Source organism: Kitasatospora sp. NPDC053308 (genome assembly GCF_055585785.1).
Genome location: NZ_JBVJJY010000004.1, coordinates 170,153 through 190,838, shown reverse-complemented (window position 1 = coordinate 190,838; position 20,686 = coordinate 170,153). Strand labels below are relative to the sequence as shown.

General features: G+C 72.4%; 17 protein-coding genes. 7 read left to right on the top strand and 10 right to left on the bottom strand.

Translation table 11 applies throughout. The features are described from left to right. Positions 1 to 1,036 precede the first annotated feature (1,036 nt). Together ACZ6Y7_RS11505 and ACZ6Y7_RS11500 are read right to left on the bottom strand one after the other, a co-directional pair. A complete protein-coding gene (locus ACZ6Y7_RS11505) occupies positions 1,037 to 1,585 on the bottom strand; it encodes a hypothetical protein (RefSeq protein WP_465757670.1) in 549 nt (182 codons plus the stop codon). Between the two features lie 134 nt (positions 1,586 to 1,719). After that, positions 1,720 to 5,196, bottom strand: a complete 3,477-nt coding sequence (locus tag ACZ6Y7_RS11500) for an NACHT domain-containing protein (protein ID WP_465757669.1) — start codon at positions 5,194 to 5,196, stop codon at positions 1,720 to 1,722. 829 nt (positions 5,197 to 6,025) lie between these two features. Here ACZ6Y7_RS11500 and ACZ6Y7_RS11495 point away from each other — a divergent pair. Then, on the top strand, positions 6,026 to 6,373 hold the full coding sequence (locus ACZ6Y7_RS11495; protein ID WP_465757668.1) for a hypothetical protein: 348 nt from the start codon (positions 6,026 to 6,028) through the stop codon (positions 6,371 to 6,373). Between the two features lie 423 nt (positions 6,374 to 6,796). On the opposite strand, the gene ACZ6Y7_RS11490 is transcribed toward ACZ6Y7_RS11495, so the two are convergent. Both ACZ6Y7_RS11490 and ACZ6Y7_RS11485 read right to left on the bottom strand, forming a co-directional pair. Further along, entirely contained in the window at positions 6,797 to 8,179 is a 1,383-nt protein-coding gene (locus ACZ6Y7_RS11490) for a CHAP domain-containing protein (protein WP_465757667.1), read from the bottom strand. 200 nt (positions 8,180 to 8,379) lie between these two features. After that, entirely contained in the window at positions 8,380 to 9,366 is a 987-nt protein-coding gene (locus tag ACZ6Y7_RS11485) for a LuxR C-terminal-related transcriptional regulator (protein ID WP_465757666.1), read from the bottom strand. A gap of 48 nt (positions 9,367 to 9,414) precedes the next feature. On the opposite strand from ACZ6Y7_RS11485, the gene ACZ6Y7_RS11480 reads away from it, so the two are divergent. Together ACZ6Y7_RS11480 and ACZ6Y7_RS11475 are read left to right on the top strand one after the other, a co-directional pair. Beyond that, the gene (locus ACZ6Y7_RS11480; RefSeq protein ID WP_465757665.1) at positions 9,415 to 9,897 is read left to right on the top strand and encodes a hypothetical protein; all 483 of its coding nucleotides are present in this window, start codon (positions 9,415 to 9,417) and stop codon (positions 9,895 to 9,897) included. A 123-nt stretch (positions 9,898 to 10,020) separates the two neighbouring features. Further along, the gene (locus tag ACZ6Y7_RS11475) at positions 10,021 to 10,188 is read left to right on the top strand and encodes a hypothetical protein (RefSeq protein ID WP_465757664.1); all 168 of its coding nucleotides are present in this window, start codon (positions 10,021 to 10,023) and stop codon (positions 10,186 to 10,188) included. A 143-nt stretch (positions 10,189 to 10,331) separates the two neighbouring features. Here ACZ6Y7_RS11475 and ACZ6Y7_RS11470 read toward each other — a convergent pair whose 3' ends face one another. Together ACZ6Y7_RS11470 and ACZ6Y7_RS11465 are read right to left on the bottom strand one after the other, a co-directional pair. Further along, the gene (locus ACZ6Y7_RS11470; protein WP_465757663.1) at positions 10,332 to 10,625 is read right to left on the bottom strand and encodes a hypothetical protein; all 294 of its coding nucleotides are present in this window, start codon (positions 10,623 to 10,625) and stop codon (positions 10,332 to 10,334) included. Positions 10,626 to 10,647: 22 nt separating this feature from the next. Next, positions 10,648 to 11,274, bottom strand: coding sequence for a hypothetical protein (locus ACZ6Y7_RS11465; RefSeq protein ID WP_465757662.1), 627 nt, complete (start codon positions 11,272 to 11,274; stop codon positions 10,648 to 10,650). Positions 11,275 to 11,640: 366 nt separating this feature from the next. Between ACZ6Y7_RS11465 and ACZ6Y7_RS11460 the strand changes: the two genes are divergently transcribed. Next, positions 11,641 to 13,188, top strand: coding sequence for a long-chain-fatty-acid--CoA ligase (locus tag ACZ6Y7_RS11460; RefSeq protein WP_465757661.1), 1,548 nt, complete (start codon positions 11,641 to 11,643; stop codon positions 13,186 to 13,188). A 163-nt stretch (positions 13,189 to 13,351) separates the two neighbouring features. On the opposite strand, the gene ACZ6Y7_RS11455 is transcribed toward ACZ6Y7_RS11460, so the two are convergent. The 4 genes from ACZ6Y7_RS11455 to ACZ6Y7_RS11440 all read right to left on the bottom strand — a co-directional run bounded on the left by ACZ6Y7_RS11455 (position 13,352) and on the right by ACZ6Y7_RS11440 (position 17,459). Continuing rightward, a complete protein-coding gene (locus ACZ6Y7_RS11455; RefSeq protein WP_465757660.1) occupies positions 13,352 to 13,726 on the bottom strand; it encodes a hypothetical protein in 375 nt (124 codons plus the stop codon). A gap of 58 nt (positions 13,727 to 13,784) precedes the next feature. Further along, positions 13,785 to 15,383: a restriction endonuclease fold toxin-2 domain-containing protein gene (locus tag ACZ6Y7_RS11450; protein WP_465757659.1), complete on the bottom strand. Its 1,599-nt coding sequence runs from the start codon at positions 15,381 to 15,383 to the stop codon at positions 13,785 to 13,787. 204 nt (positions 15,384 to 15,587) lie between these two features. Then, on the bottom strand, positions 15,588 to 16,424 hold the full coding sequence (locus ACZ6Y7_RS11445; RefSeq protein WP_465758019.1) for a PIG-L family deacetylase: 837 nt from the start codon (positions 16,422 to 16,424) through the stop codon (positions 15,588 to 15,590). Between the two features lie 150 nt (positions 16,425 to 16,574). Next, the gene (locus ACZ6Y7_RS11440; RefSeq protein WP_465757658.1) at positions 16,575 to 17,459 is read right to left on the bottom strand and encodes an SDR family NAD(P)-dependent oxidoreductase; all 885 of its coding nucleotides are present in this window, start codon (positions 17,457 to 17,459) and stop codon (positions 16,575 to 16,577) included. A gap of 80 nt (positions 17,460 to 17,539) precedes the next feature. Here ACZ6Y7_RS11440 and ACZ6Y7_RS11435 point away from each other — a divergent pair, with 80 nt between their 5' ends. The 3 genes from ACZ6Y7_RS11435 (at position 17,540) to ACZ6Y7_RS11425 (ending at position 20,634) form a co-directional block, all read left to right on the top strand. Then, on the top strand, positions 17,540 to 18,217 hold the full coding sequence (locus tag ACZ6Y7_RS11435; RefSeq protein ID WP_465757657.1) for a TetR/AcrR family transcriptional regulator: 678 nt from the start codon (positions 17,540 to 17,542) through the stop codon (positions 18,215 to 18,217). 621 nt (positions 18,218 to 18,838) lie between these two features. Beyond that, positions 18,839 to 19,789, top strand: coding sequence for an ABC transporter ATP-binding protein (locus ACZ6Y7_RS11430; protein ID WP_465757656.1), 951 nt, complete (start codon positions 18,839 to 18,841; stop codon positions 19,787 to 19,789). Continuing rightward, entirely contained in the window at positions 19,786 to 20,634 is an 849-nt protein-coding gene (locus ACZ6Y7_RS11425; protein WP_465757655.1) for an ABC transporter permease, read from the top strand. Before ACZ6Y7_RS11430 ends, ACZ6Y7_RS11425 begins: the two co-directional genes overlap by 4 nt. Positions 20,635 to 20,686 lie beyond the last annotated feature (52 nt).

Here is a 20,686-nt window from a genome sequence, read left to right as displayed (position 1 = left end):
GCGGCCGGATGCCCGGCGAGCACCGCGCGGATGCGCTGCAGCCCGCCGAGCGGATCGCTGTGCCCGCGCGCTTGCCCGGCCCCATGGCCGTGAAACCCCGAGCCGTGCCGGGCAGCCGGTGCCCCCGACGGCGCCGTCCCGCGCCACGCGCAGCACCGCCGCCGCGGAGACCAGACATGAGAGCCGACTCCCACAACCATGCGAGAGAGCAACCCGCACACCACGGAGCCGAAGAATCGCCTGGGCGACATCGAGAACACCGACCCGAAGGCCGTGCGACCACCGGCCCATCCCGTGCGCTCGCGATCCCCGAGCGGCTGCAACGGCACGGGCCCGCGACGGCCACGCAGCTGTCACCGGACGTCCCAGCCACCCCCTCCGAGGACACGATCGACAGCCTCCTCGCGCCCTACTCGGGCCCCGCCCGTCCTACGCCGACGCGAACAGCAAACTCAGCGCCAGCCACTCCGCATCCTCCACCGTCGGCCCCACCACCAGCGGCGCCCTCGTCCAGGCCCTCACGGCCCCCATCACCGTCATCGCCGACGCCCTGACCGGCTGAACCCTGCGGTGCGGGGAGGGCCCCGGTCGCCGCGAGCCCGGTGGGGTCGCCTGCTGCTGACCCCCGCGGGTGCGGGGAGGACCTGCGCCTCCTGCACGCGGACTACACCGTCGAGTGCTGACCCCCGCGGGTGCGGGGAGGACACTTCGTGACTTGCGGCGGAGGAGGGGCTTTGCCATTTCTTGACCGTTTGGCGGCCGTGCGAGTCCAGACTTCACCCGGGTGCGCCTGCGAGTTGTCGAGGTGTCAAGGATCGCTCTTGCATGGTTTCACGGTGGCTTGACGCGCAGCCACTGTCACCGGCCATCACCGCAGCGGAGGGGTATTCGCCTGCGGATCGCCTGGCTGGTGGAAACGTCGCCCCCTATCGGTATCGGCCGCGTTGATCGTGCGAGTACACGTACAGGCCGTCCGAGCGGGAGGTCGGCGCGACTCCATGAACGAAGGGCAGCGCTGTGCGTCCGGGCGGGCACGTCAGGGGACGAACTGCGCTCCGAGTAGCCCCTGGCCGGCGTCCGCCGCTGCGCGCCACACCAGCGGTACGGCGTCGAGCAGGGCGTCGATGTCGTCCGGACGGCCTTCGCCGCGGAGGGCGGCGGTGAGCAGGATTTCGGCCTGGTGGCGGCCTTGTGCGGTCCAGCGGTAGACGCGTTCGACGGCGGGGAGGGTCTCGACGACCTGCTCGGGCGTGAGGATGAGGTCGCCGAACCAGCCGGGGAGTTCCGCGTGGCGCCGGGGGCCGAGGGCGAAGGCCACGGCGGCGGCGGGGTAGGCCTTGCGGGCGGAGCCGCTGATGTGCGGCAGAGAGCGGTCGTAGCCCTGCTCCCAGGCCTCGTAGACGGTGCAGATCCGCTCGTCCAGGGCGGACGGGCCCGCCAGGTCGATGAACCGGTCCATCGCCTCCGGGGTGCTGCCCGTGGCTCCCCACCAGCGGAGGAGGTCCGTGGAGGCGGGGAGCGCGGCCTCATCCTCGATGGCCGGAGCGAGTTGCGGCGCGTACCGTGCGATGGCGTCGGGTCTCATGGGGACCAGACACCACAGCCCCAGGAAACTCATCGGCGGCGCCCTCTCGTCGTGGTGCCGTGATGGTGTCACTCGCCTCTGACAACGGGATGGCCGCGCCGCCCGGATCCGGCACGAAGGCCCCGGGCATCCGGTCATCCCGCGGCGGTCAGCCAGGCATGGAGGCGTCGCAGGACGAGTGCTTCCGCCGGACCGGAGGGGGCGATCAGGGCCTGACGCAGTGCCCGGTCGGCCGCGTCGTGGGCCCCTGCGGCGATCAGCGACTGCAGTGCCCGCCACCGGGTCTCGTCGGCGATGCCGGGCGTCGTGCAGATACGGCACCACAGGGGGACGGCCTCCTCGGAGAGGCCTTCATCCGTCAGGAGGGAGGCCAGCGTGGCGACCTGGTCGATCGTGCTGAGGGAAGCCGAGACGCGGGCGAGGACCTCCCGTGCGCCTCCGGCGCCCGCGACGGCCACCCAGGAGCGGACGACGGCCTGGAGCTCCGGCCCGGTCAGCCCGGGGTCGTCGAGCAGGCGGCGTCCCAGCTCCATGACGGCCGCGTCCTGGCCGTGTTCGACCAGGACGGGCAGGAGCTCCGCGCGCAGCGCCGCCCCGCCGTACGGTCGGCTGTCCAGGGCGTCCAGGACCTCCTCGCAGGCGGACACGTCGCCGTCGTGGCGCAGCACGACGCGAGCGGCGCGGGCGAATGCCGTGGTGGTGCTGCCGGGATGGTGGAGCACGTGGCGGGCGAGTGGCTGGAGGGCGGCGGGCGTCGCGCCGGCTTCGATCAGCAGTCCCAGGGCGCTCGCGTGGTCCTTGGGTCCGGCGTTCAGCTTCTCCAGCCATTGCCGTACCTCGTCCGCCGCGTCCGGGCCGAGGCCTCGGACGAGGGCCATGAGTTCCAGGTGGAGGCTGTGCCTCGACCGCGGCGACGATCCGAGGCTCATCCGGACCAGTTCGAGCGCGTGCTCGCTGAATCCTTCTCGCAGCAGGTCGAGGGCGACGCTCGGGCGCTCGTCCGCGTTCCACGCGGACACGTCCCGCATGAACTCGACGATGCGGTCGGCGCCGGCCGCGCCCTCTGTCTCGATCCACGCCGTCACGACGTCGCTGATGTCGTCGTCGCTGAACGATTCGTCGAGCAGGCGCCGGGTGAGCGGCGCCGCTTCCTCGGTGCGTCCGAACCGGAGAAGGGTCAGGATCAGGCCTCGCGCCGACCAGATCTGGGAGTCCTCCCTGGCGCCGATGATCCGGGCGACCTCCTCGGCGGCGTCCGTCCCGTCGACGGCGAACCAGAGTTCTCCCGCCGTCTCCAGACGCTGGTCGTTGTGCTCGGGGGCGGTCAGGACGGACCGGGCGAGGTCCGCGAGGCCCTCGGTGCAGCCGTTTTCCACGAGCAGGTCCCCGGCGGACAGACGGTGCCATAGGGAGGCGCGGGGATCGGTGAGCAGACGCCTCAGGGCCTGGGTGCGGAACGGCGCACCCGACGGGTCCAGTGAGGCCAGTTGGCGACAGGACAGGAGCACGTTCTCCGGCTTCCCGGTCAAGGCCATGTCCTTGAGGGCGGCGACTCCTTCGCGCAGCGAGGCGACGTTCGCGAGTGCCGCGGCGGCCCCAGTGCGCAGGGATGCCGGGAGGCCGTCCGTCGCCGCGATGGTGCGCAGACGGGCGGCGAGCCGGCGGTTTCCACGCAGCTGGGACAGCTCGGCGAGGACCTCGGAGTCGGACGTGGAGTACTGCGGACTCTCGACACCGGCGAAGTCCGTGACACGCTCGATCACCGACTGCTCCAACGCCTCGCCGAGGGGCACCCCCGCCGTGACCAGGCGCAGCGCCATGACCCGGTGCTGCAGATCGCCGGCCAGCAGGTGGCGGACCACCAGGCCGACGTCGTTGCCGGGCCGCCGGGCCCACAGCGCGCAGGTGAACAGCATGCGGTTGCGCGCGCTGGCGCTGGTGGCGCTCGCGAACCAGGGGCCGAGGCCGGGGAAGTCGGAGGCGATTCCGGCGGCTTCCTCCCGGGCGGCGAGGAACTCGGCGAACGACTGGTGGAGGAAGGACAACTCGGCGCCGTCGAAGGAGAGCACCCCGCTCTGCGCCAGGAACTGCCCGAGCTCGCCGTCGGCTCCCTCCGGCCAGCGCATGCCCGGAGGCAGCCGCGACGCCAGCCACGTCCGGGCCTCGTCGATCAGGGACGTCTCCGGCAGCCCCTTGAGCCGTGCCCACGCCAGGTGGGTGACCAGCCGGTCGCGGTGCTCCAGCAGCCATGAGGCCATGCGGCCCAGATCCCGTTGCTCCCAGCGTTCGACGAACCGCTTCCTGACCTCCCGGTTCCCCTCCCTCGCGGTCCTGAGCTGTTCCAGGAACGCCTCGTACAGGTCGACCCGGCCGCGGGGGAGCGGGGCACGCGGGTTGCGGCTGCGGAAGGCGGCCGCGATGGTCGCCAGCAGCGGTACTCGGAGCACCTCCTGCAGCCCGGCCTCGGCGACCTCGTCAAGGAACTGCCGGGCGCGCGCGGCGGCGTCGTCCGCGCCCTGGGCGCGGAACCAGCGTTCGGCGAAGGCGAGTTGCTGGTCGGCGTCGAATCCCTTGAGGGTGTAGAAGCCGATGCCCGGCAGGTCCTTGAACGGGTCGAGCTCGTCCTGGGGGAGGGGGCGGGAGGTGATGACGAACCGGAAGTGCCCGCCGAGGGGCATCTGCTCGGCGAGCCTCCTCAGGGCGTTGTGGCGGATGGCCGGCGAGGACACCTCGTCCAGGCCGTCCACGACGACGAGCCACCGCGCCCCGTGCGGCCGGCTCGCGAACCGGTCGGGCTGCAGGGGCTCGATCTGGGTGCCGCTGCGGTTCACCGCCTCGCTCAACTGCCGGTACCAAGCCTGCGGAAGGTGGAGGTCCGCGGAGGCGATACGGACGGCGACCACGGCGCTCGGGTACCAGGGGAGCGTCCCGTCGTCCTCGTCTTCGCACAGCCAGTACCTGGCCACCTGGCGCACGAGGTGGCGGCCGAGGGTGGTCTTGCCGGTGCCCGGGCCGCCCGTGACGAAGAGGTGGTCGTGCGTCGACAGGGCCTCGGCGAGGGTCGACGCCGGCGGACGGGGCCGCCTCGCGTTGTCCTGCTCGGTGCTCTGCGAGAGGGGCTGGACGTCCTGTTCCACGAAGATGTCGGACAGTGGCGGCTTGACAACGCCGAGCAGGTCGTAGGGGAACTGCTCGGCGGCTGCGGCCTGGCTGCGCAGCAGGTCCTCCAGCCACGGGTCGGGCACGGGGATGTCGGACCAGTCCATCTCCCTGGCGTCCGCCGCCCGCGTCGCGTGGCGTCGGGCGCGCTCCGCCCGCCTCGACTGCCGATCGGCGCGCTTCCACAGGGCGGTGACGGCCTCCGGGGGGTCGCCGAGCGCCATGGCGAGCTGCTCGACGGCCTGCCGTCGGCACAGGCGGCGGGCGCCGGCGATGTCGTAGACGGTGTTCTTGTCGGGAGGCACCGGGGCGCGGGGCGGGCGGGGGGCTTGGAGGAAGGCGTTGACGCTGGGGTGTCCGGCGGCCCGCAGCGCCGAATGGAACCACTCGGCGAGGTCGGCCAGTTCGGGCCTCTCCCGGTGTTCGGTCTTCCTGGGCCGTCCGTTCGCCATCAGCCGCTTTCCATTTCCAGGGGTTTCCGCAGAGTTTCCCCACGCTAGAGGGAAATCCCGCCGCGGGTGGAGGGTTTGTCGCATCAGTCCGGCGAGCGGTGGGGAGAGCGGCGCGATGGTGTTCGATGCGGTGAGCGGAATGGTGGGCGTCCGGGGGGCAGCCGTGACGGCCCCGGTGGTGATCGCGGCGGTGGTGCACCGCTGGCTGCGCTATCTCGAGGCTGTGCGACGGGAGGCGGAGCGTACCCGGCAGGTCGAGACGGCTGTCTCGGGCACGGAGTCCCGGCACCGGGCGGAGGTGATGGCGGCGTGCGCGTGGCTCCGGGAGCCGCCGCGACCCCACGGGTGTGAGGGTGGGGCGTCGGACGAACCCTCGCTCGTCGTTGGGACGGTCGCCGGGCCTTCGGCGCGACGACGCACACGGCCCGCACCGGGCACCGGCGCCGGGAGCGGCCCCGGTACGTCGCAGTGCTGATCGACGACGGGCGGGTCGGCGCTGACGATCCGGCACCTCGACCACGGGGCCGCCGCCGTCGGGCGTCCCCGATGGCCCCCCGGGGGCCGTGAGCGCCGGGCCTGCTCGGCCTGCTCTCGCCTGTGCACGGCGGAATTCCCGTTCACTGCAACTGAATCGGTTTCGTGCGCACTGGTGAGGAGACCTGGCAGGCCGCGTGCCCGCGCCATCGGATGGGAGCGAGCTGGGTGGCTGGCTTACGGGACTGGGAAAGCTGCGCTGCGCCGGGTGGCCGGGGGAGCCTGGGTATCCGGTCCGTACCGGTTGAGTAGCTGCGCCGATGTGCCGTGCCGATCGACGCGGTGGGATCGGGGCATGGACAACCAGCCCTCCGTATCGGCGTCGCGGTCGCATGACCGCGGCGCCTGGAAGTTCCCGCTCGTCGCGACGGTTCTGCTGCCGCTCGGTCAGATCCTCTACGGCTACTGCGCACTGGTGCGTGCGGTCACGGTCGACCAGTGCATGCCGCGGGGTGCCTGCGGGCGGGACTGGGGCCCGCAGTACGGCGTCGCCCACGGCCTGCTGGGCGTCCAGGTCGTGCTCATCGTGGTCGCCTGGGTGCTGCCGCACCGGACGCGGTGTGCGCCTTGGCGCTTCGTCGCCTCCGCCGTGAGCGTGATGTGCGGCTTGGCCTGCAGCGTGGTGATCCAGAACTTCGGGTGAGGGTGACGGGGCTGTCACCCTTTGAGCCGGTAAGTCCGCAGGAGAACCCCTGCGACAGCAGTGGCCGTGACTGCGCCAGGGGCTACGACCCCGTCCGTCATCGATCCCGAACGGATCCGAGCCCTGCGCGGCCGGGCGGCCGTGCCTGGCCGGGCTGTTCCGGGCGACGGCCTGGATGTCTCCGCTGGCTGTCGCAGAGGCCGGGAAGCGGGCTGCCGAGCTGTGTGGCGTCCATCTCGATCGCCACGCTTCTCCGCACCCCCACCCCCGCCTCCCCAGCACCGGCAAACGTCGCTCTCCGAGGCCTGGCTCGAAGACCGACGTTCCGTACCGGGGCCGGTCGGCCGTCCGGCCGGCCGCGCCCACAGTGTCCGGGGCAGGGGCAGCCGCCCCGGGCGGGGGCGGCGGGTGTTCGCCGGGGGTTCAGGCGAGCTTGAAAGTGACCGTGTTGTTGATCTGGCCGACCCAGCTCCCGTACAGGTCGCCGTCCTTGACGCTGACCGTGCCGCCCTGGCGGACGCCGATCCGGGTGGGCGTCAGCTCCAGCTGGTCCACGCCGGTAGTCTCGTTCACCCAGGGGGCCCACAGGTTGCCGTCCTTGACGTTCAACTGTCCGCCCGCCTTGAGGACGCCGATCCGGGTGGGGGTGAGCCGGAAGTCGGTCACCCCGCTGTCCTCGGCGACCCAGCTCGCGGACAGGTCGCCTTCCTTGACGCTGACCGTGCCGGCCTGGCGGACGCCGATCCGGGTGCCGGCCAGCTCCACCTGGTCCACGCCGTTGGTCTCGTTCACCCAGGGCGCGTTGAGGTCGCCGTCCTTGACGGCGAGGGTGCCGTCGGTGTGCAGCGAGGCGATTCGGCTGCCGGAGAGGCGGAAGTCCTTGACGCCGTGGTCCTGAACCGTCCAGGGGGCCCACAGGTTGCCGTCCTTGACCACCAGGGTGCCGTCCGTGGTCAGGACGCCGATCCGGGTGCCGGACAGCTCGGCCCTGGCGACGCCGCCGCCGTACTCGGTGATCCAGCCCGCGTACAGGTCGCCGTCCTTGACCGACAGCACGCCGTTCTGCACGACGCCGATGCGGGTGCCGGTGACCCGCACGTCGCTGGCACCGCCGGTCTGCGGCACCCAGCTCGCGTACGGGTTCCCCTCCTTGACGCTGGCCGTGCCGTCGACGCCGAGCGCGGCGATGCGCTGCGGGGGCGCCGGGGCGGGCTGCTGGGTGCCGGCCTGGCCGCCGGTGATCCCGACGGGCGTGACGAACGCGCTGATGGTCTGCCCGGCGATCTGGCTGCCCACCGCGCCGAAGCCGCGCGAGTACTGGACGGTGGAGGTGGTGTCGTCGAGCCCGAAGTTGCCGTTGATGACCTGGATCGTGCCGTCCGCGTTCACCTGCGTCACCAGGCCGACGTGGTCGGCGTAGCCGTTGCCCGCGTAGTTGAACACCATGGCGTCGCCGACCTGCGGACGGTAGGACGCCGACGTGTGCAGGGTGTTGTTGCTCTGCCCGTACAGGTAGAAGCTGCCCGCCGCCGGGGCGAGGCCGCCGACCGGCAGGCCCGCGGTCTGCCACACCCACGCGGCGAAGTCGGCGCACCAGGCTTCCTTGGTGCAGCTGGAGCGGAAGCCGGTGCCGCCGGCGCTGTTGGCGTCGCAGTAGTGCTTGCCCAGGTTGGCGGCGGCGAGGCCGGCCACGTCCTGCCCGGTGGCGGCGGACGCGGGCGCCGCCCCCATCAGCGTCAGCGCCGACGCGGCGAGCGCGGTTGCTGTGGCGGTACCGAGAGGGCGACGGACGGCCTTGAGCTGCATGAGAGTTCCCCCTTGAGGCGTGGCCCCGGGCTGCTTCCCCGGGGCTGATGCACTCCAGTCAACTCACCGGCGCGGCTCGTCTGAAGGGTCCGGCCCTGAACGGAACCGGCCCCGGCCGCTAGCGGCCAGGGCGGCCCGTCGCCGGGCAGATCCACCCTGCCCCCACGGGATGTGACGGCACGAGACGGGGGCCGGGGCGGCTACGGCAGCCAGCCCGCCTTGGCGGCGCACGCGCCGGCCTGGAAGCGACTCCGTGCGCCCAGACGCTCCATCAGCTCGCCCGCCGTGCGGCGGGCGGTACGAGGCGAGACGCCGAGGCGCTTGGCGATGGCGTCGTCGGTGTGACCGTCGGCGAGCAGGGCGAGGGTGGCCCGCTCCTGGGCAGTGAGTCCGTGTTCGTCGCTCCGGGCCGCGGCGCCCAGTGGCTGGGCACCGGCCCACACGGTCTCGAACAGCGCGCACAGCGCGGTCAGCGTCCCCTGGCCGGTGAGGACGACGGCGCCGGCGGCGGTGTCGTCACTGCGCACCGGGATGACGGCGGTGGAACGGTCGGCCACGATCATCCGGGTCGGCAGCGAGGGGACGGTGCGGACCTGGCCGCCCTGGGAAGCGAGCCAGTTGACGTACTCGACGGTGTGCGGGCTGTTGCGGACGCTGTCGAGGTAGACCGTGCGCATCCGCACGCCGCGCTGCAGCAGGGCGAGGTTGAGCGGTTTGGCGGCCTCGATGTTCTCGGGTTTCTGCCCGCCCTCGGGTGCGAAGGTCATCACCTCCTCCCGCACTTCCTGGGTGAGACGGGCGAGCCGGTCGCGTATCTGGTCCAGGCCGACGAGCTGCTCGACGTCGGGTGTGCTCGCGGTCGGCCGCAGGTCGGCGTAGTCGGCGATGAGCTGGGCGGCGGCCGCGCGGGAGGCTTCGATGCGGGCTTGGGCGGCGGCGAGTTCGGCCTGCTGGCGGGCCATCAGGAGTTCCATCCCGACCTCCGGGGAGACCGCGCACAGTTCGCCGGGGCGCTCCGCCGAGGAACGCAGCAGGGCCAGCTCGCTGAGGGTGCTCAGGGCCTGCCTGACCTGCTGCTCGCCCAGTGCGAGGCGGGCGGCGAGGGCGGCGACGCCGTCGTCCGGGTAGGCGAGCATGGCTCGGTAGACCGATTCCGAGGCGCTGTCCAGCCCCAGTGTCGTCAGCATCTCCACTCCCCCTGTGGTGATCGGGCCTGCGGAGCGATCATTCCATGCGTGGAACAGCGGGCCAAGGCCGCCGTGGACGGTTCCGGACAAGGCCTGAACCGTCCAACTTCCGACCCTTCCCATCGGATTGCCCGCTTCGGCACCCTTGGCCCCATGTACCTGGTGCACGCCGTTCTGCAGCCGCCCGCGCCGACTCGGTCGCTCCCTCCGGACACCGGCGAGCTCCTGCTGGCTTTGGTGCGGGCCGAGGACCGGATCGAGCACGTCGTCCTGCACGCGGACGCCGTTCCCCACCCGGTGCTCGGCGTCTTCCTCCTCGCCGGCTCGCTCGCCGAGGCTGAGGCGAGGGCGGCCGTGTTCTGCTCGTGGGCACTGACGGCGGCACCGTGGCTCGCGGGCTGGACCCTGCTGCGGGCCGCCGTCCCCCTGGTCGCACCCTTCTACGAGGGTCTGCTGTCTTCTTCCGGCCTTGGTGACCGGAACCGTCCAGGGACGTTTCCGTCCACCGGAGAACCCTTCCGTCGGCCCTGACCTGCGACGAAGCTGGTGGTCGTCGGACGGGGGAACCACCCGGACGGCAAGCCGGAGGAGGCGTCACCGCGGGACGCGGCCACCGGGTACCCACCACCGCTGCACATCCGAGAGGACACCGTCATGCTCAGCACCGCTATGACCCGCACCGTCATCGCCCTGGCCACCGCGGTCGCCGCCCTGATTCTCGTCCCCACCGCTGCCCAGGCCGTCCCCACCGCCGCCCAGGCGCCGCAGACCGCCGTCGCGGCCGTCTCCTCCGTGTCCCCCGACGACATGATCTGGGGCTGATCCCCGCCCCCACCCCTGGCCGGGTGCCCCGTCGTCCGGCTGGTCCTGCAGGGGCAGCCATCCGGCGCTCCCGACCGTCGCGCTCCCTCACTCGTCCTCCGCCCCTCCTCCTCCGCTCCTCCGCCCGCCGCGGCGTCCTTTCGTCAGCCGGCGGTGCCCCCGCCGCCCGCGAGGTCCGCGCGCAGGGCGACCACGGCCCGGTCCGCCACGTCGTCGTCGCCGCCGATCAGCTCCACCTGCGCGGCCGTCGGCCCCTCAGCGGGAACGTCCGCGAGGTTCAGGTAGCCGATGCCGTGCCGGGTCAGGATCCTGCCGACCACCGCCGCGTCGGCGCCCTCGGGCAGGTTCACGCGCAGGATCCGCCGGCCCTGTGCTTCTCCCCGGTAGACGACCGTGGGCCACTCGTGTTCGTCCCCGTTCCCCGGTTGACCTGGCATGTCCCGCTCCGATCACGAACAGTCACAGCTGGGAGATCACCGCCGCGAGGACGAGGGAGACCTCGGCCAGCAGCAGAAGGACGGCGCACTGGTAGTACCTGGCCAGCCTCGTGATCTGTGCCTTGTTCTCCTGCAGCGTGTCCACCAGCTGCAGCACCAGCTCCCGGTCCACGGGGGAGGCGTCCGCCCCACCCGGCCGCGGGTCCAACACCCGGAGCACGCTGTGACCGAAGCGGAAGGTCCTCGGCCAGAGCACCATCATGACGAAGCACCCCTGCACCAGGACGACGCAGAGCAGGGAGACGGCCGCCCAGAGCGGGAACTCGTTCGAGCCGCGGCTCCCGACCAGGTGGACGGATGACGAGAAGGTGACCACGAAGGCCGCGGTCGCGAAGATCCCGGTCGCCCGCGTCCGAAGGTTTCCGACCGTGCGGTCCTGGGCGGTGAACAGGTCCATGGCCACTTTGTAGGCCAGCTTTACCCGCTCCTGCTCGGCCGCCTGCGCGGCCTTCCTCGCGCGCTCCCGTGCGGCGATCGAGCCGGCGGCGGCCCTGTCGACCGCGGCCCGGTCCGCTGCCGCGTCCGATTCCGCGGACGTCCGAGCGGCATTCATCCTGCGCAGGCACCACAGCGCGTGCAGGCGGTTCATGTCGCCGCCTCCTGGGTTCGCTCCGACCACGCGAGGAGCGCATTCGGGTGTCCCTGTCCCGGTGTTTTCACGATAGTCGCAGCTCCGCGGGGTGTCGACGGCGGTCGCCCGGCCACGGAAGCGGCGGTCCGGGCACGTCCTCCAGGGCTCGCCCGTTCAACCGAGGCGCCGAGACCGCCATCGGTGTCGGCCGTCGTCGCCCGGGCTTCGGGTGCGCGGTGACGGCGGCGCACCATGGCGACCGCGCCGATCGACGGCGTGCGGGAGAATCCCGGGCCAGGACCTAGCCGTGGTCCGCTGCGGGGACGATGATGTCGCGGTGCCGGCCCCTCGGCCCGGCCCGGACCCCGTCATCGGAAGGCGCCCATGCTGAACCTGTCGGTCCTGCTGGAGGATTCCGCCCGTACGTTCCCGGACCGCGACGCGCTGGTCCTGGGTTCGACGCGGCTCACCTACGCCCAGGTGGACGCCGCCGCGAACCAGGTGGCCAATCTGCTCGTGGAGCGCGGGATACGGCCCGGCGACCGGGTGGCGCTGAGCTGTCCGAACCTGCCGCAGTTCCCGATCGTCTACTACGGGATCCTCAAGGCCGGCGGGGTCGTCGTCCCGCTCAACATTCTGCTGAAGGCGCGCGAGGTGGCCTACCACCTGCGCGACGCCGAGGTGCGGGCGTACTTCTGCTTCGAGGGGACGCCGGCCCTGCCCCTCGGGGAGGAGGGGCGGAAGGCCTTCGACGAGGTGAAGTGCTGCGAGGACTTCTTCCTGATCACCGCCGACCCGGCCGCGCCCGCGTCGATCGAGGGGGCGGAGACCCTGGGTTCGGCGCTCGCCGGCCAGGCGCCGGTCTTCGACCCGGTGGCCACCGAGGCGACCGACACCGCGATCATCCTGTACACCTCGGGCACCACCGGCCAGCCGAAGGGCGCCGAACTGTCCCACGTGAACACGGTGATGAACGTGATGGCGTGCAACCGGATGTTCCGGAGCACGCCGGGCACCGACAGCCACGTGCTCTGTCTGCCGCTGTTCCACACCTTCGGTGCCACCGTCCAGATGCACACCGGATTCTCCACGGCGGCGACCCTCCACCTGGTGCCGCGCTTCGACGCGGAGGAGGTGGTGCGACTGATGGACACCGAGGAGATCACCTTCTTCGCCGGTGTCCCGACCATGTGGTGGGCCCTGCAGGGCGCGCTCACCGAGGGGGTCGACGTGGACCGGATCGCCCGCAACCTGCGGATCGGGGTGTCCGGCGGCGCCCCGCTGCCCGTGGAACTCCTCGGCAGGCTGGAGGAACGGCTGCACATCCGGATCCTGGAGGGCTACGGCCTCTCCGAGACCTCGCCGGTGGTGACCTTCTCCGACCCCGGCCGCGAGCCGCGCCCCGGTTCGATCGGCGTGCCGATCTGGGGCGTCGAGGTGAAGCTGATCGACGAGGACTGGTCGGAGGTGACCGAGCCCGGCGCCGTCGGCGAGATCGCCGTCAAGGGCCACGTCGTCATGAAGGGCTACTACAACCGGCCGGAGGCCACGGCCGCCGCGATCAGGGACGGCTGGTTCCGCACCGGGGACCTCGCCCGCCGCGACGGGGACGGGTTCTACTACATCGTCGACCGCGCCAAGGACATGATCATCCGCGGTGGCTTCAACGTGTACCCGCGCGAGGTCGAGGAGGTGCTGATGACGCACCCCGCGGTCAGCCTGGCCGCGGTCGTCGGGGTGCCGCACGAGAGCCACGGCGAGGAGGTCAAGGCGTTCGTCATCCTGAACCCCGGCGCCGAGGCCACGCCGGACGAACTGGTGGCCTGGGGCCGGGAGGAGATGGCCGGCCACAAGTACCCGCGCATCGTGGAGATCGTCGATGCGCTGCCGATGACGGCCACCGGGAAGATCCTCAAGCGCGAACTCAGCTGACCGGCGGACCCAGCTGACCGGCGGATCGGCGGACCGGCGGACCCGCGGACCGGTGGACCGGCTGACCGGCGGATCGGTGGACCCGGGCGAAGGGGTTGGCGTGGGAACCGGACCCCTCCCACGCCGCCCGCCGGCCCCCTCCCACGCCACCCGCCGGTACGTCCTACACCGGGAAGCTGTCGATGAACGCCTCCCGGCCTCCGGCCAGGTCGAGGGCTTCAAGCTCGGCGTCGTAGTCGACCCACCACACCACCGGGACGGTGGGCGCGAGTTCGTGCAGCACCTGGTAGATGACGGTGAGCGGTGCGGAGTGCGGTGCCCGGTCCTCGAAGGAGAAGGCGCCGTGCCGCAGGTTGTACGAGACCTCCGCCCACCGGCCGGGCTCGACCTCGGCGTGGATCTCCAGGAAGTTCTCGAAGGCGCCGCTCACCGTGGCGTCCGGCCAGTGGCGGCGGACGCAGTCCTTCAGCTGTTCGCCGGTGAAGGTCCACGGTCCGGCCTGCTCGCGGTCGGCGCTGACGTAGAAGGTGGCTCCCACGGGTGTTCTCGCTTCTCTCGGTGGTGCGGTCGGGGACGGGTTGCGGCAACCGTCACCGTCACGGTACGACGCGGACGTTGCCGGTGACGCCCTTGGCGGTCATCAGCGCCTGGAAGTAGGCGCTGGCCTTGCCGTCGTTGGTGATCAGCTCCAGGTGGTTGACCTTGTTGCGCGGGTCGTTCAGCGCCGAGGCGTACTTCTCCAGCTTCTTCGCCTCGCCGTCCATCGTGTTCTCGTACACGAAGTCGAAGACGCCGTCCGCGTTGTCCAGCCGGAACGGGGACTTGCAGCTCTTCTGCTGGCCGATGTACTTGGCGTCGATCGCCGCGCCGTCCTCGGGGCGGACGCCGTCGGCGTCCATGCCCAGCTCGCGGCCGGTCTCCGGGTCCGTCACCGTGGTGTACAGCCGGTACTCCGTCGACCCGGCGACGCGGACCTGGTAGCCCCGGCGCGCGTCGATCTTGGGGTCGCCCTTGGCGGAGGGGCCCAGCGCCGGGAACGTCCGGCCGTCCTGCTCCATCTGCGTCATCCAGGCCCGGACGGCGGCCTGGTCCTGCGGGGACAGCGCCGGGAAGGGGCTGTTCGGGTCGCGGGGCAGCGGCGGCATGCCGGGGGTGACGGTGAACGGCGGGGGCGTGGGCCCGGGCGCCGCGGCGGCGTCGGTCGCGCCGGCCAGGACGACGGCGGTAGTGGCCGCCGCGACCGTCGCGGCGGTGCCGACCGGGATCAGGCTCGCCGCGGCGGTGTCCACCACCGCGGCCGCCTCGGCCAGCACGGCGAGTTCGGCGCTGCCCTCGACGGCGGCGGTCATGGCGGCCGCCGCGGTGCCGGCCTCGGCGGCGATCGCCGCCTCGCCGCCGGCGGCCGCCACGTCGGACCCGCCGAGCGTGAACACGGTCAGCAGGATGCCCGCCCCGGCGACGATGCCGGCCGCGATGGCGAGGTCCTCCAGCTTGTCGCGCAGATCCTCGACGTGCTGGGCGTACGACTCGCAGGCCTGGCCGAGCTTGTACGCGGCGTTGGTGATGCTGTTCAGCAGCGGGCCCTCGGTGGCGCAGCCGTCGTGCACCTTCGCCCAGTTCTGCGCGAAGGAGGTGACGGCGCTGGAGGTGCTGGAGGCGGTGACGCGCAGCACCCGCTTGTCGCCCTCGGCGCCGAGCCTGCTGACGAGTTGCGCGAAGTTCTTCCAGTCGGCGGCCGCCTGCCGGAGCTTGCCCGGATCGCCCTGCGGCCAGAACTTCTTGAGCAGGTCGTGGACGGCCCCGGCGTCGTTGTGGCCGGCCGCGGAGCGGAGTTTGGCCTTCGCGACCTCCTCGTCGCACTGCGGGGAGGCCGACTCCGGGAGCTTCTGCGGGGCCATCAGGGAGGCGGCGATGTCGGCCTCGGTCGTGAGGTAGCTGATCGCCATCGTGTAGAGGCCGTTGGCGGTGCCGCCGAGCTGGCCGACGACCTGGGCCATCGCGTCCACGAGCTTCTGCGCCGCCGGGTCGTAGGCGGCCGCGAACTTCTTGCCCGCCTCGTCGTCGCCCGCCATGCCGGCGGTGCCGTCGGTGGCGAACACCAGGCTCCGGTAGATCTGGGCGGCGGAGTTCTGCAGGTCGGTGAATCCGGCGGACGACAGCAGCATGTCGGCCGGTTTGACGTGAAAGTCCGTCATGGTGCCCCCCGATATGTCCTGACATCACCACGGTAGCAAGCGGCTCCGACAGCGACAGGCCCCGGGAGCGGAGCGGGCACCGGAGCCGGGGAGGGCTCCGGTGCCGCAGGGGTCAGGACCGGTGGACGCGCTCCTCCCAGTGCTCGCATCCTCGGCACGGGTCCTCCGCATCGAGGCCGGCGGGCCGTGGGGGAGCACCGGGGGTCAGCGCAGTCCGGCGAAGAGGTCGGTCTCGGGCAGTGCCGCACCGGTGGAGTCCTGGACCCGGACGAAGGTCTCCACGCCCCACAGGTCGGTGAACCGCTCCTTGCCCATCCGCAGGAAGAAGATGTTCTCCCCCTGGCTGGCGTGCGCGGCCAGGGCGTCGAACTTCTGGTCGCTGAACTGGGTGGTGTCCACCCAGGTGGAGATCTCGTCGTCGGGCAGGCCGATCCCGGGCAGGTCGTCGTCGGCCTCGGCCGGCTCCGCCTCCTCGAAGTCCTCGCCGAACTCGCGCATGACCTCCCCGAACTTCCGCACCATCGAGTGCGGCGCGGTCGTCCAGTAGACCTTGGGCGCCAGGTCGGTCATCGTCAGCGCGGCCATGGTGATGCGGTGCGCCTGGATGTGGTCGGGGTGGCCGTAGAACCCGTTCTCGTCGTAGGTGACGACCACGTCGGGCCGGTAGTGGCGCATCAGTTCGGCGAGCCGGGCGGCGGCCTCCTCGACGGGCGTCTGCCAGAAGGAGCCGGGCGCTTCGTTGGTCGGCCAGCCCATCATCCCGGAGTCGGCGTACTCCAGCAGTTCCAGGTGACTGACCTTCAGCACCTCGCAGCTGGCTTCGAGTTCCTGCCGGCGCATCGCGGCGACGGCCGCCGGGTCGTGCCCCGGGTCGCCGGGCTTGACACCCCCGGGCCCGTCACCGCAACCGCCGTCGGTACACGTCACGAGGACCGTACGGATGCCCTCGGCCGCGTACCGCGCCAGGACACCCCCGGTTCCGCTGGCCTCGTCGTCGGGGTGGGCGTGCACCGCCATCAGCGTCAACGGCCGGTCAACCATGAAAACCATCCTCCGGTCTGTAAGTGCTCGCAACGAGTCTGCGGTACGGCGGTGGACACCGCCCCGCATTATCGGGGTGACCGGGGGTTAACCAGGGGAGGGCCCGGCGAATTCCACCGGATCCCGGGCGTCGGGCGGGGACGGGGGCGTTCAGCCCGTGCCCTCCGCAGTGTCCGGCGGGAAGGGCACGGGGTAGGCCTCGGCGAAGTCGGCCGAGCGGGAGACCTCGCGCCACTTGGTGTCCTCCGCCAGCAGCCGGCGGTCCATCGCGATGGAGCCCTCGGCCGCGTTGACGCCGAGCGGCAGGTGGTGCGGGATGTCCTGCCGCTTGGCCATCCGGACCAGGATCTCGGCGGCGCGGACGGGGTCACCGGCCGTGCCGGCGCCCTCGCTGTTCTGCCGCAGCCGCCGGTGGACGGCGCCGACCGTCTCCTCGTACGCCTCCGGGACGTCCTGGACGGTCATCGAGGACCCGGCCCAGTCGGTGCGGAAGCCGCTGGGCTCGACGACCAGCACCTTCACCCCGAAGGGGGCGGTCTCGGCCCGCAGGACGCGGCTGAACCCGTCGATGGCGAACTTGGCCGCCTGGTAGGAGGCGATGCCCGGCGAGCCGCCGACCCGCCCGCCCATCGAGGAGAACTGCATGACGAGGCCGCCCCTCTGCTCGCGCAGCAGGGGGAGCGCGGCCTTGGTGACGTTGTAGACGCCCCAGAAGTTGGTCTCGAACTGGGCGCGGAAGTCGGCGTCCTCGGTGGTCTCGATGGGCGAGACGTTGGCGTAGCCGGCGTTGTTCACCAGCACGTCGATCCGGCCGAAGTGGGCCTGCGCCTCGGCGAGGGCGGCGCGGGCGGCCGCCGGGTCGGTGACGTCGAGTGCGATCGGGCGGACCCGGTCGCCGAACTCCTCGACGAAGTCGATGAGTTGCTCGGGCCGTCGGGCGGTCGCGGCGACCCGGTCGCCGGCCTCCAGGGCGGCGCGGACGAGGGTGCGGCCGAAGCCGCGGGAGCTGCCGGTGATGAACCACGTCTGTTCCATGCCGTTAGTAAAACACTGTTGCGTTATTAGCGCAACGCTGTTGTGTTAATACCGCAACGGCGTTGCTCTACGATGGCCGGGTGGAAGCAGCAGCGGAGTTCCGGCGGGCTCGCTCGCCCGAGGCCAAGCGGCAGCGCGAGGCCTCGATCCTGGAGGCGGCCCGGGCGCTCGGCCGGGAGCGCGGCATCAGGGACGTCTCCCTGACCGACATCGCCGCCGCCGTCGGGATGCACAAGTCGGCGCTGCTGCGCTACTTCGAGACGCGCGAGGAGATCTTCCTGCGGCTGACCGCGGAGGGCTGGCAGGAGTGGTCGGGCGCGCTGGCCGAGCGGCTGCGGGGCGCCCCGGACCCGGGCCCGGCCGCGGTGGCGCGGGCCTTCGCCGGCACCCTCGCCGCCCGCGGGCTGTTCTGCGACCTGCTCGCCCACGCCCCGCTCAACCTCGAACGCCATGTCTCGCTCGACGCGGTGCGCGACTTCAAGCTCGCCACGCTCGCCGCCCGCGAGCCGATCGCCGAGGCCGTCCGGGAGCAGCTGCCCACGCTGAGTGACGAGGGCGTGATCGACCTGATCGCCACCGCCGTCTCGCTGGCCGGTGCACTGTGGCAGATCGCCAACCCGGGCGCGGAGGTCGCCGCCCTCTACCGCAGCGACCCCCGCCTCGGCCACGCCGTGGTCGAGGTCGAACCCCGCCTGGCCCGCATCCTGACCGCGACGATCACCGGTCTGGTCACGGAGGCGGATCCCGCCCGGAACTGACGGGCCCTCACCACCCGGGCGGCGACGGACCGCCGCCGGTCAGGCCGGTACCTCTCGGGAATCCCCGAGCGGTCGGCCGGACGGCCGGACGGCCCGTGGAGCCGGTCTGCACGATCGCTGGACTCCGCTCGCCGGCCCTTCGGCCGATGCGTTTCCCTGGGCGCGGGCCCGGGACCGCCGACGGGAAGCACGCCGCGGCGCCAGCGCCGTACCACCGCACCTCCCGCAGGCCCGGCCTGCGGTTGCACAGCCTTCCAGGACTTTCCAGGACTTTCCAGGACCTTCCAGGACAGTGGATCAAGGGAGAACGCGCGCGAAGATCAGCCGGCGGCCGCCGGCACCGCCTGGAACTCGACGCGCCGAGCGACCTGATGTCGATCACCCTGCGGGCCGGTACCCGCCTGGGGCGCCGCACCGAAGCCCGGCTGACCGCCCGCCGGCCGCCGCGCCACGGCCTCCGAGGCCACCGCCCGGCCCGCCGTCGCAGCGCCGCGTGGTACCGCGGTACTACGGACGCGTCGATGATCGGCCCCCGGTACCACGGATCGGGCCGCACCCGCCCCTAGCGTGGAGGTCGAGGGCGGCCGGGACGGCCCGGGCCCCGGACCACAGGGATGACCGATGATCGAGGCGCACCAGCTGACCAAGCGGTACGGCGAGAAGACCGCCGTGGACCGGCTGGACTTCACGGTCCGGCCGGGCACGGTGACGGGCTTCCTCGGCCCCAACGGCGCGGGCAAGTCCACCACGATGCGGATGATCGTCGGCCTGGACGCCCCCACCAGCGGCACCGTCCGGGTCAACGGCCGCCGCTACGCCGAGCACGCCGCGCCGCTGCAGGAGGTGGGCGCGTTGCTGGAGGCCAAGTCGATCCACCCGGGCCGATCCGCCTACAACCACCTGATGGTCCAGGCCCACACCCACGGCATCCCGCGCCGCCGCGTCGAGGAGGTCATCGAGCTGACCGGACTGCAGTCGGTGGCCCGCAAGCGCGCCGGGGCGTTCTCGCTCGGCATGGGCCAGCGGCTCGGCATCGCCTCGGCCCTGCTGGGCGACCCGGCCACGGTGATGCTGGACGAGCCGGTCAACGGCCTCGACCCCGAGGGCGTCCTGTGGATCCGCAACCTCCTCACCGGGCTCGCCGCCGAGGGGCGCACCGTCTTCGTCTCCTCGCACCTGATGAGCGAGATGGCCCTGGTCGCCGACCACCTGATCGTGGTCGGACGGGGCCGGCTGCTGGCCGACACCACCGTGCAGGAGCTGGTCCGCCAGGCCGGCGGCGACGTGGTCAAGGTCGCCAGCGCCGATCCGTCCCGGCTGCGCGCCGCGCTGGCCGGCCCCGGCGTCGAGATCACCGGCCGGGCGGGCTCGGAGGAACTCCTGGTCACCGGGCGCAGCGCCCGCGAGATCGGCCTCGCCGCCGCCGAGCAGGGCATCGCCGTCTTCGAACTCACCCCCCGGACGGTCTCCCTGGAGGAGGCGTTCATGGACCTGACCCGCGACGCCGTCGAGTACCACGGCACCACCACCATCACCGCCGACGGCACCGACACCCCGAGGAGCGCGGCATGAGCGTGACCGCACCGAGCCCGACCGCCGCACCCGCCGGCCCCCGGCCCGACCGTCCCGCCTACAAGGTCACGGCGCTGCGCGTGCTGCGCTCCGAGTGGGCCAAGCTGTGGTCGCTGCGCTCCAGCTGGATCACCCTGGGCCTGGCCCTGCTGTTCCTGATCGGCTTCGGCCTGATCGCCGCCTTCCAGTTCAAGTCGCGGCTCTCCGAGGGCCGTCCGATGGACCGCGACTTCGCGGCCGCGAGCACCCTGAGCCTGTCGCTGTTCGGCACCAACTTCGCCCAGCTGGCGCTCGGCGTCCTCGGCGTGCTGGTCGCCGCCGGCGAGTACTCGACCGGCATGATCCGCTCCACGCTGGCCGCCGTCCCCCGCCGACTGCCGGTCCTGTGGTCCAAGGCCGCGGTGTTCGGCCTGATCGCCCTGGTGCTCGGCACTGCCGGCGCGTTCGTCACCTTCCTCGCGGACAGCCGCATCCTGGCCGACACCCGTGCGGCGATGAGCCTGTCCGACACCGGGGTGGTGCGCGGCCTGTTCGGCGCCGGGCTCTACCTCGCGCTGGTCGGCGTGATCGGCGTCGCGCTCGGCGCGCTGCTGCGCTCGGTCGCCGGCGGCATCGCCGTCCTGGTCGCCACGCTGATGCTGATCCCCGGGCTGACCGCCCTGCTGCCCAGTTCCTGGCAGGACCACATTTCGCCCTACCTGCCCAGCCACGCGGGCCAGGCGATGTTCGCGCTCCAGCACGACAGCACCACCCTGTCGCCGACGGCCGGGCTGCTGGTCTTCCTCGGCTGGACGGTGCTCGCCCTGGCCGGAGCCGCCGTACGCCTCACGCGGACCGACGCCTGAGCCCGGCGGGACACCTGCGACACTCGGGGTGCGGCGCCGGGCGGACCGGCGC

Excerpts from the sequence above, each read along its gene's own strand:
- ACZ6Y7_RS11505 (WP_465757670.1), bottom strand. The coding sequence starts at position 1,585 with ATGAGACCCGACGCCATCGCACGGTACGCGCCGCAACTCGCTCCGGCC.
- ACZ6Y7_RS11500 (WP_465757669.1), bottom strand. The coding sequence starts at position 5,196 with ATGGCGAACGGACGGCCCAGGAAGACCGAACACCGGGAGAGGCCCGAA.
- ACZ6Y7_RS11495 (WP_465757668.1), top strand. The coding sequence starts at position 6,026 with ATGGACAACCAGCCCTCCGTATCGGCGTCGCGGTCGCATGACCGCGGC.
- ACZ6Y7_RS11490 (WP_465757667.1), bottom strand. The coding sequence starts at position 8,179 with ATGCAGCTCAAGGCCGTCCGTCGCCCTCTCGGTACCGCCACAGCAACC.
- ACZ6Y7_RS11485 (WP_465757666.1), bottom strand. The coding sequence starts at position 9,366 with ATGCTGACGACACTGGGGCTGGACAGCGCCTCGGAATCGGTCTACCGA.
- ACZ6Y7_RS11475 (WP_465757664.1), top strand. The coding sequence starts at position 10,021 with ATGCTCAGCACCGCTATGACCCGCACCGTCATCGCCCTGGCCACCGCG.
- ACZ6Y7_RS11470 (WP_465757663.1), bottom strand. The coding sequence starts at position 10,625 with ATGCCAGGTCAACCGGGGAACGGGGACGAACACGAGTGGCCCACGGTC.
- ACZ6Y7_RS11465 (WP_465757662.1), bottom strand. The coding sequence starts at position 11,274 with ATGAACCGCCTGCACGCGCTGTGGTGCCTGCGCAGGATGAATGCCGCT.
- ACZ6Y7_RS11460 (WP_465757661.1), top strand. The coding sequence starts at position 11,641 with ATGCTGAACCTGTCGGTCCTGCTGGAGGATTCCGCCCGTACGTTCCCG.
- ACZ6Y7_RS11450 (WP_465757659.1), bottom strand. The coding sequence starts at position 15,383 with ATGACGGACTTTCACGTCAAACCGGCCGACATGCTGCTGTCGTCCGCC.
- ACZ6Y7_RS11445 (WP_465758019.1), bottom strand. The coding sequence starts at position 16,424 with ATGGTTGACCGGCCGTTGACGCTGATGGCGGTGCACGCCCACCCCGAC.
- ACZ6Y7_RS11440 (WP_465757658.1), bottom strand. The coding sequence starts at position 17,459 with ATGGAACAGACGTGGTTCATCACCGGCAGCTCCCGCGGCTTCGGCCGC.
- ACZ6Y7_RS11430 (WP_465757656.1), top strand. The coding sequence starts at position 18,839 with ATGATCGAGGCGCACCAGCTGACCAAGCGGTACGGCGAGAAGACCGCC.
- ACZ6Y7_RS11425 (WP_465757655.1), top strand. The coding sequence starts at position 19,786 with ATGAGCGTGACCGCACCGAGCCCGACCGCCGCACCCGCCGGCCCCCGG.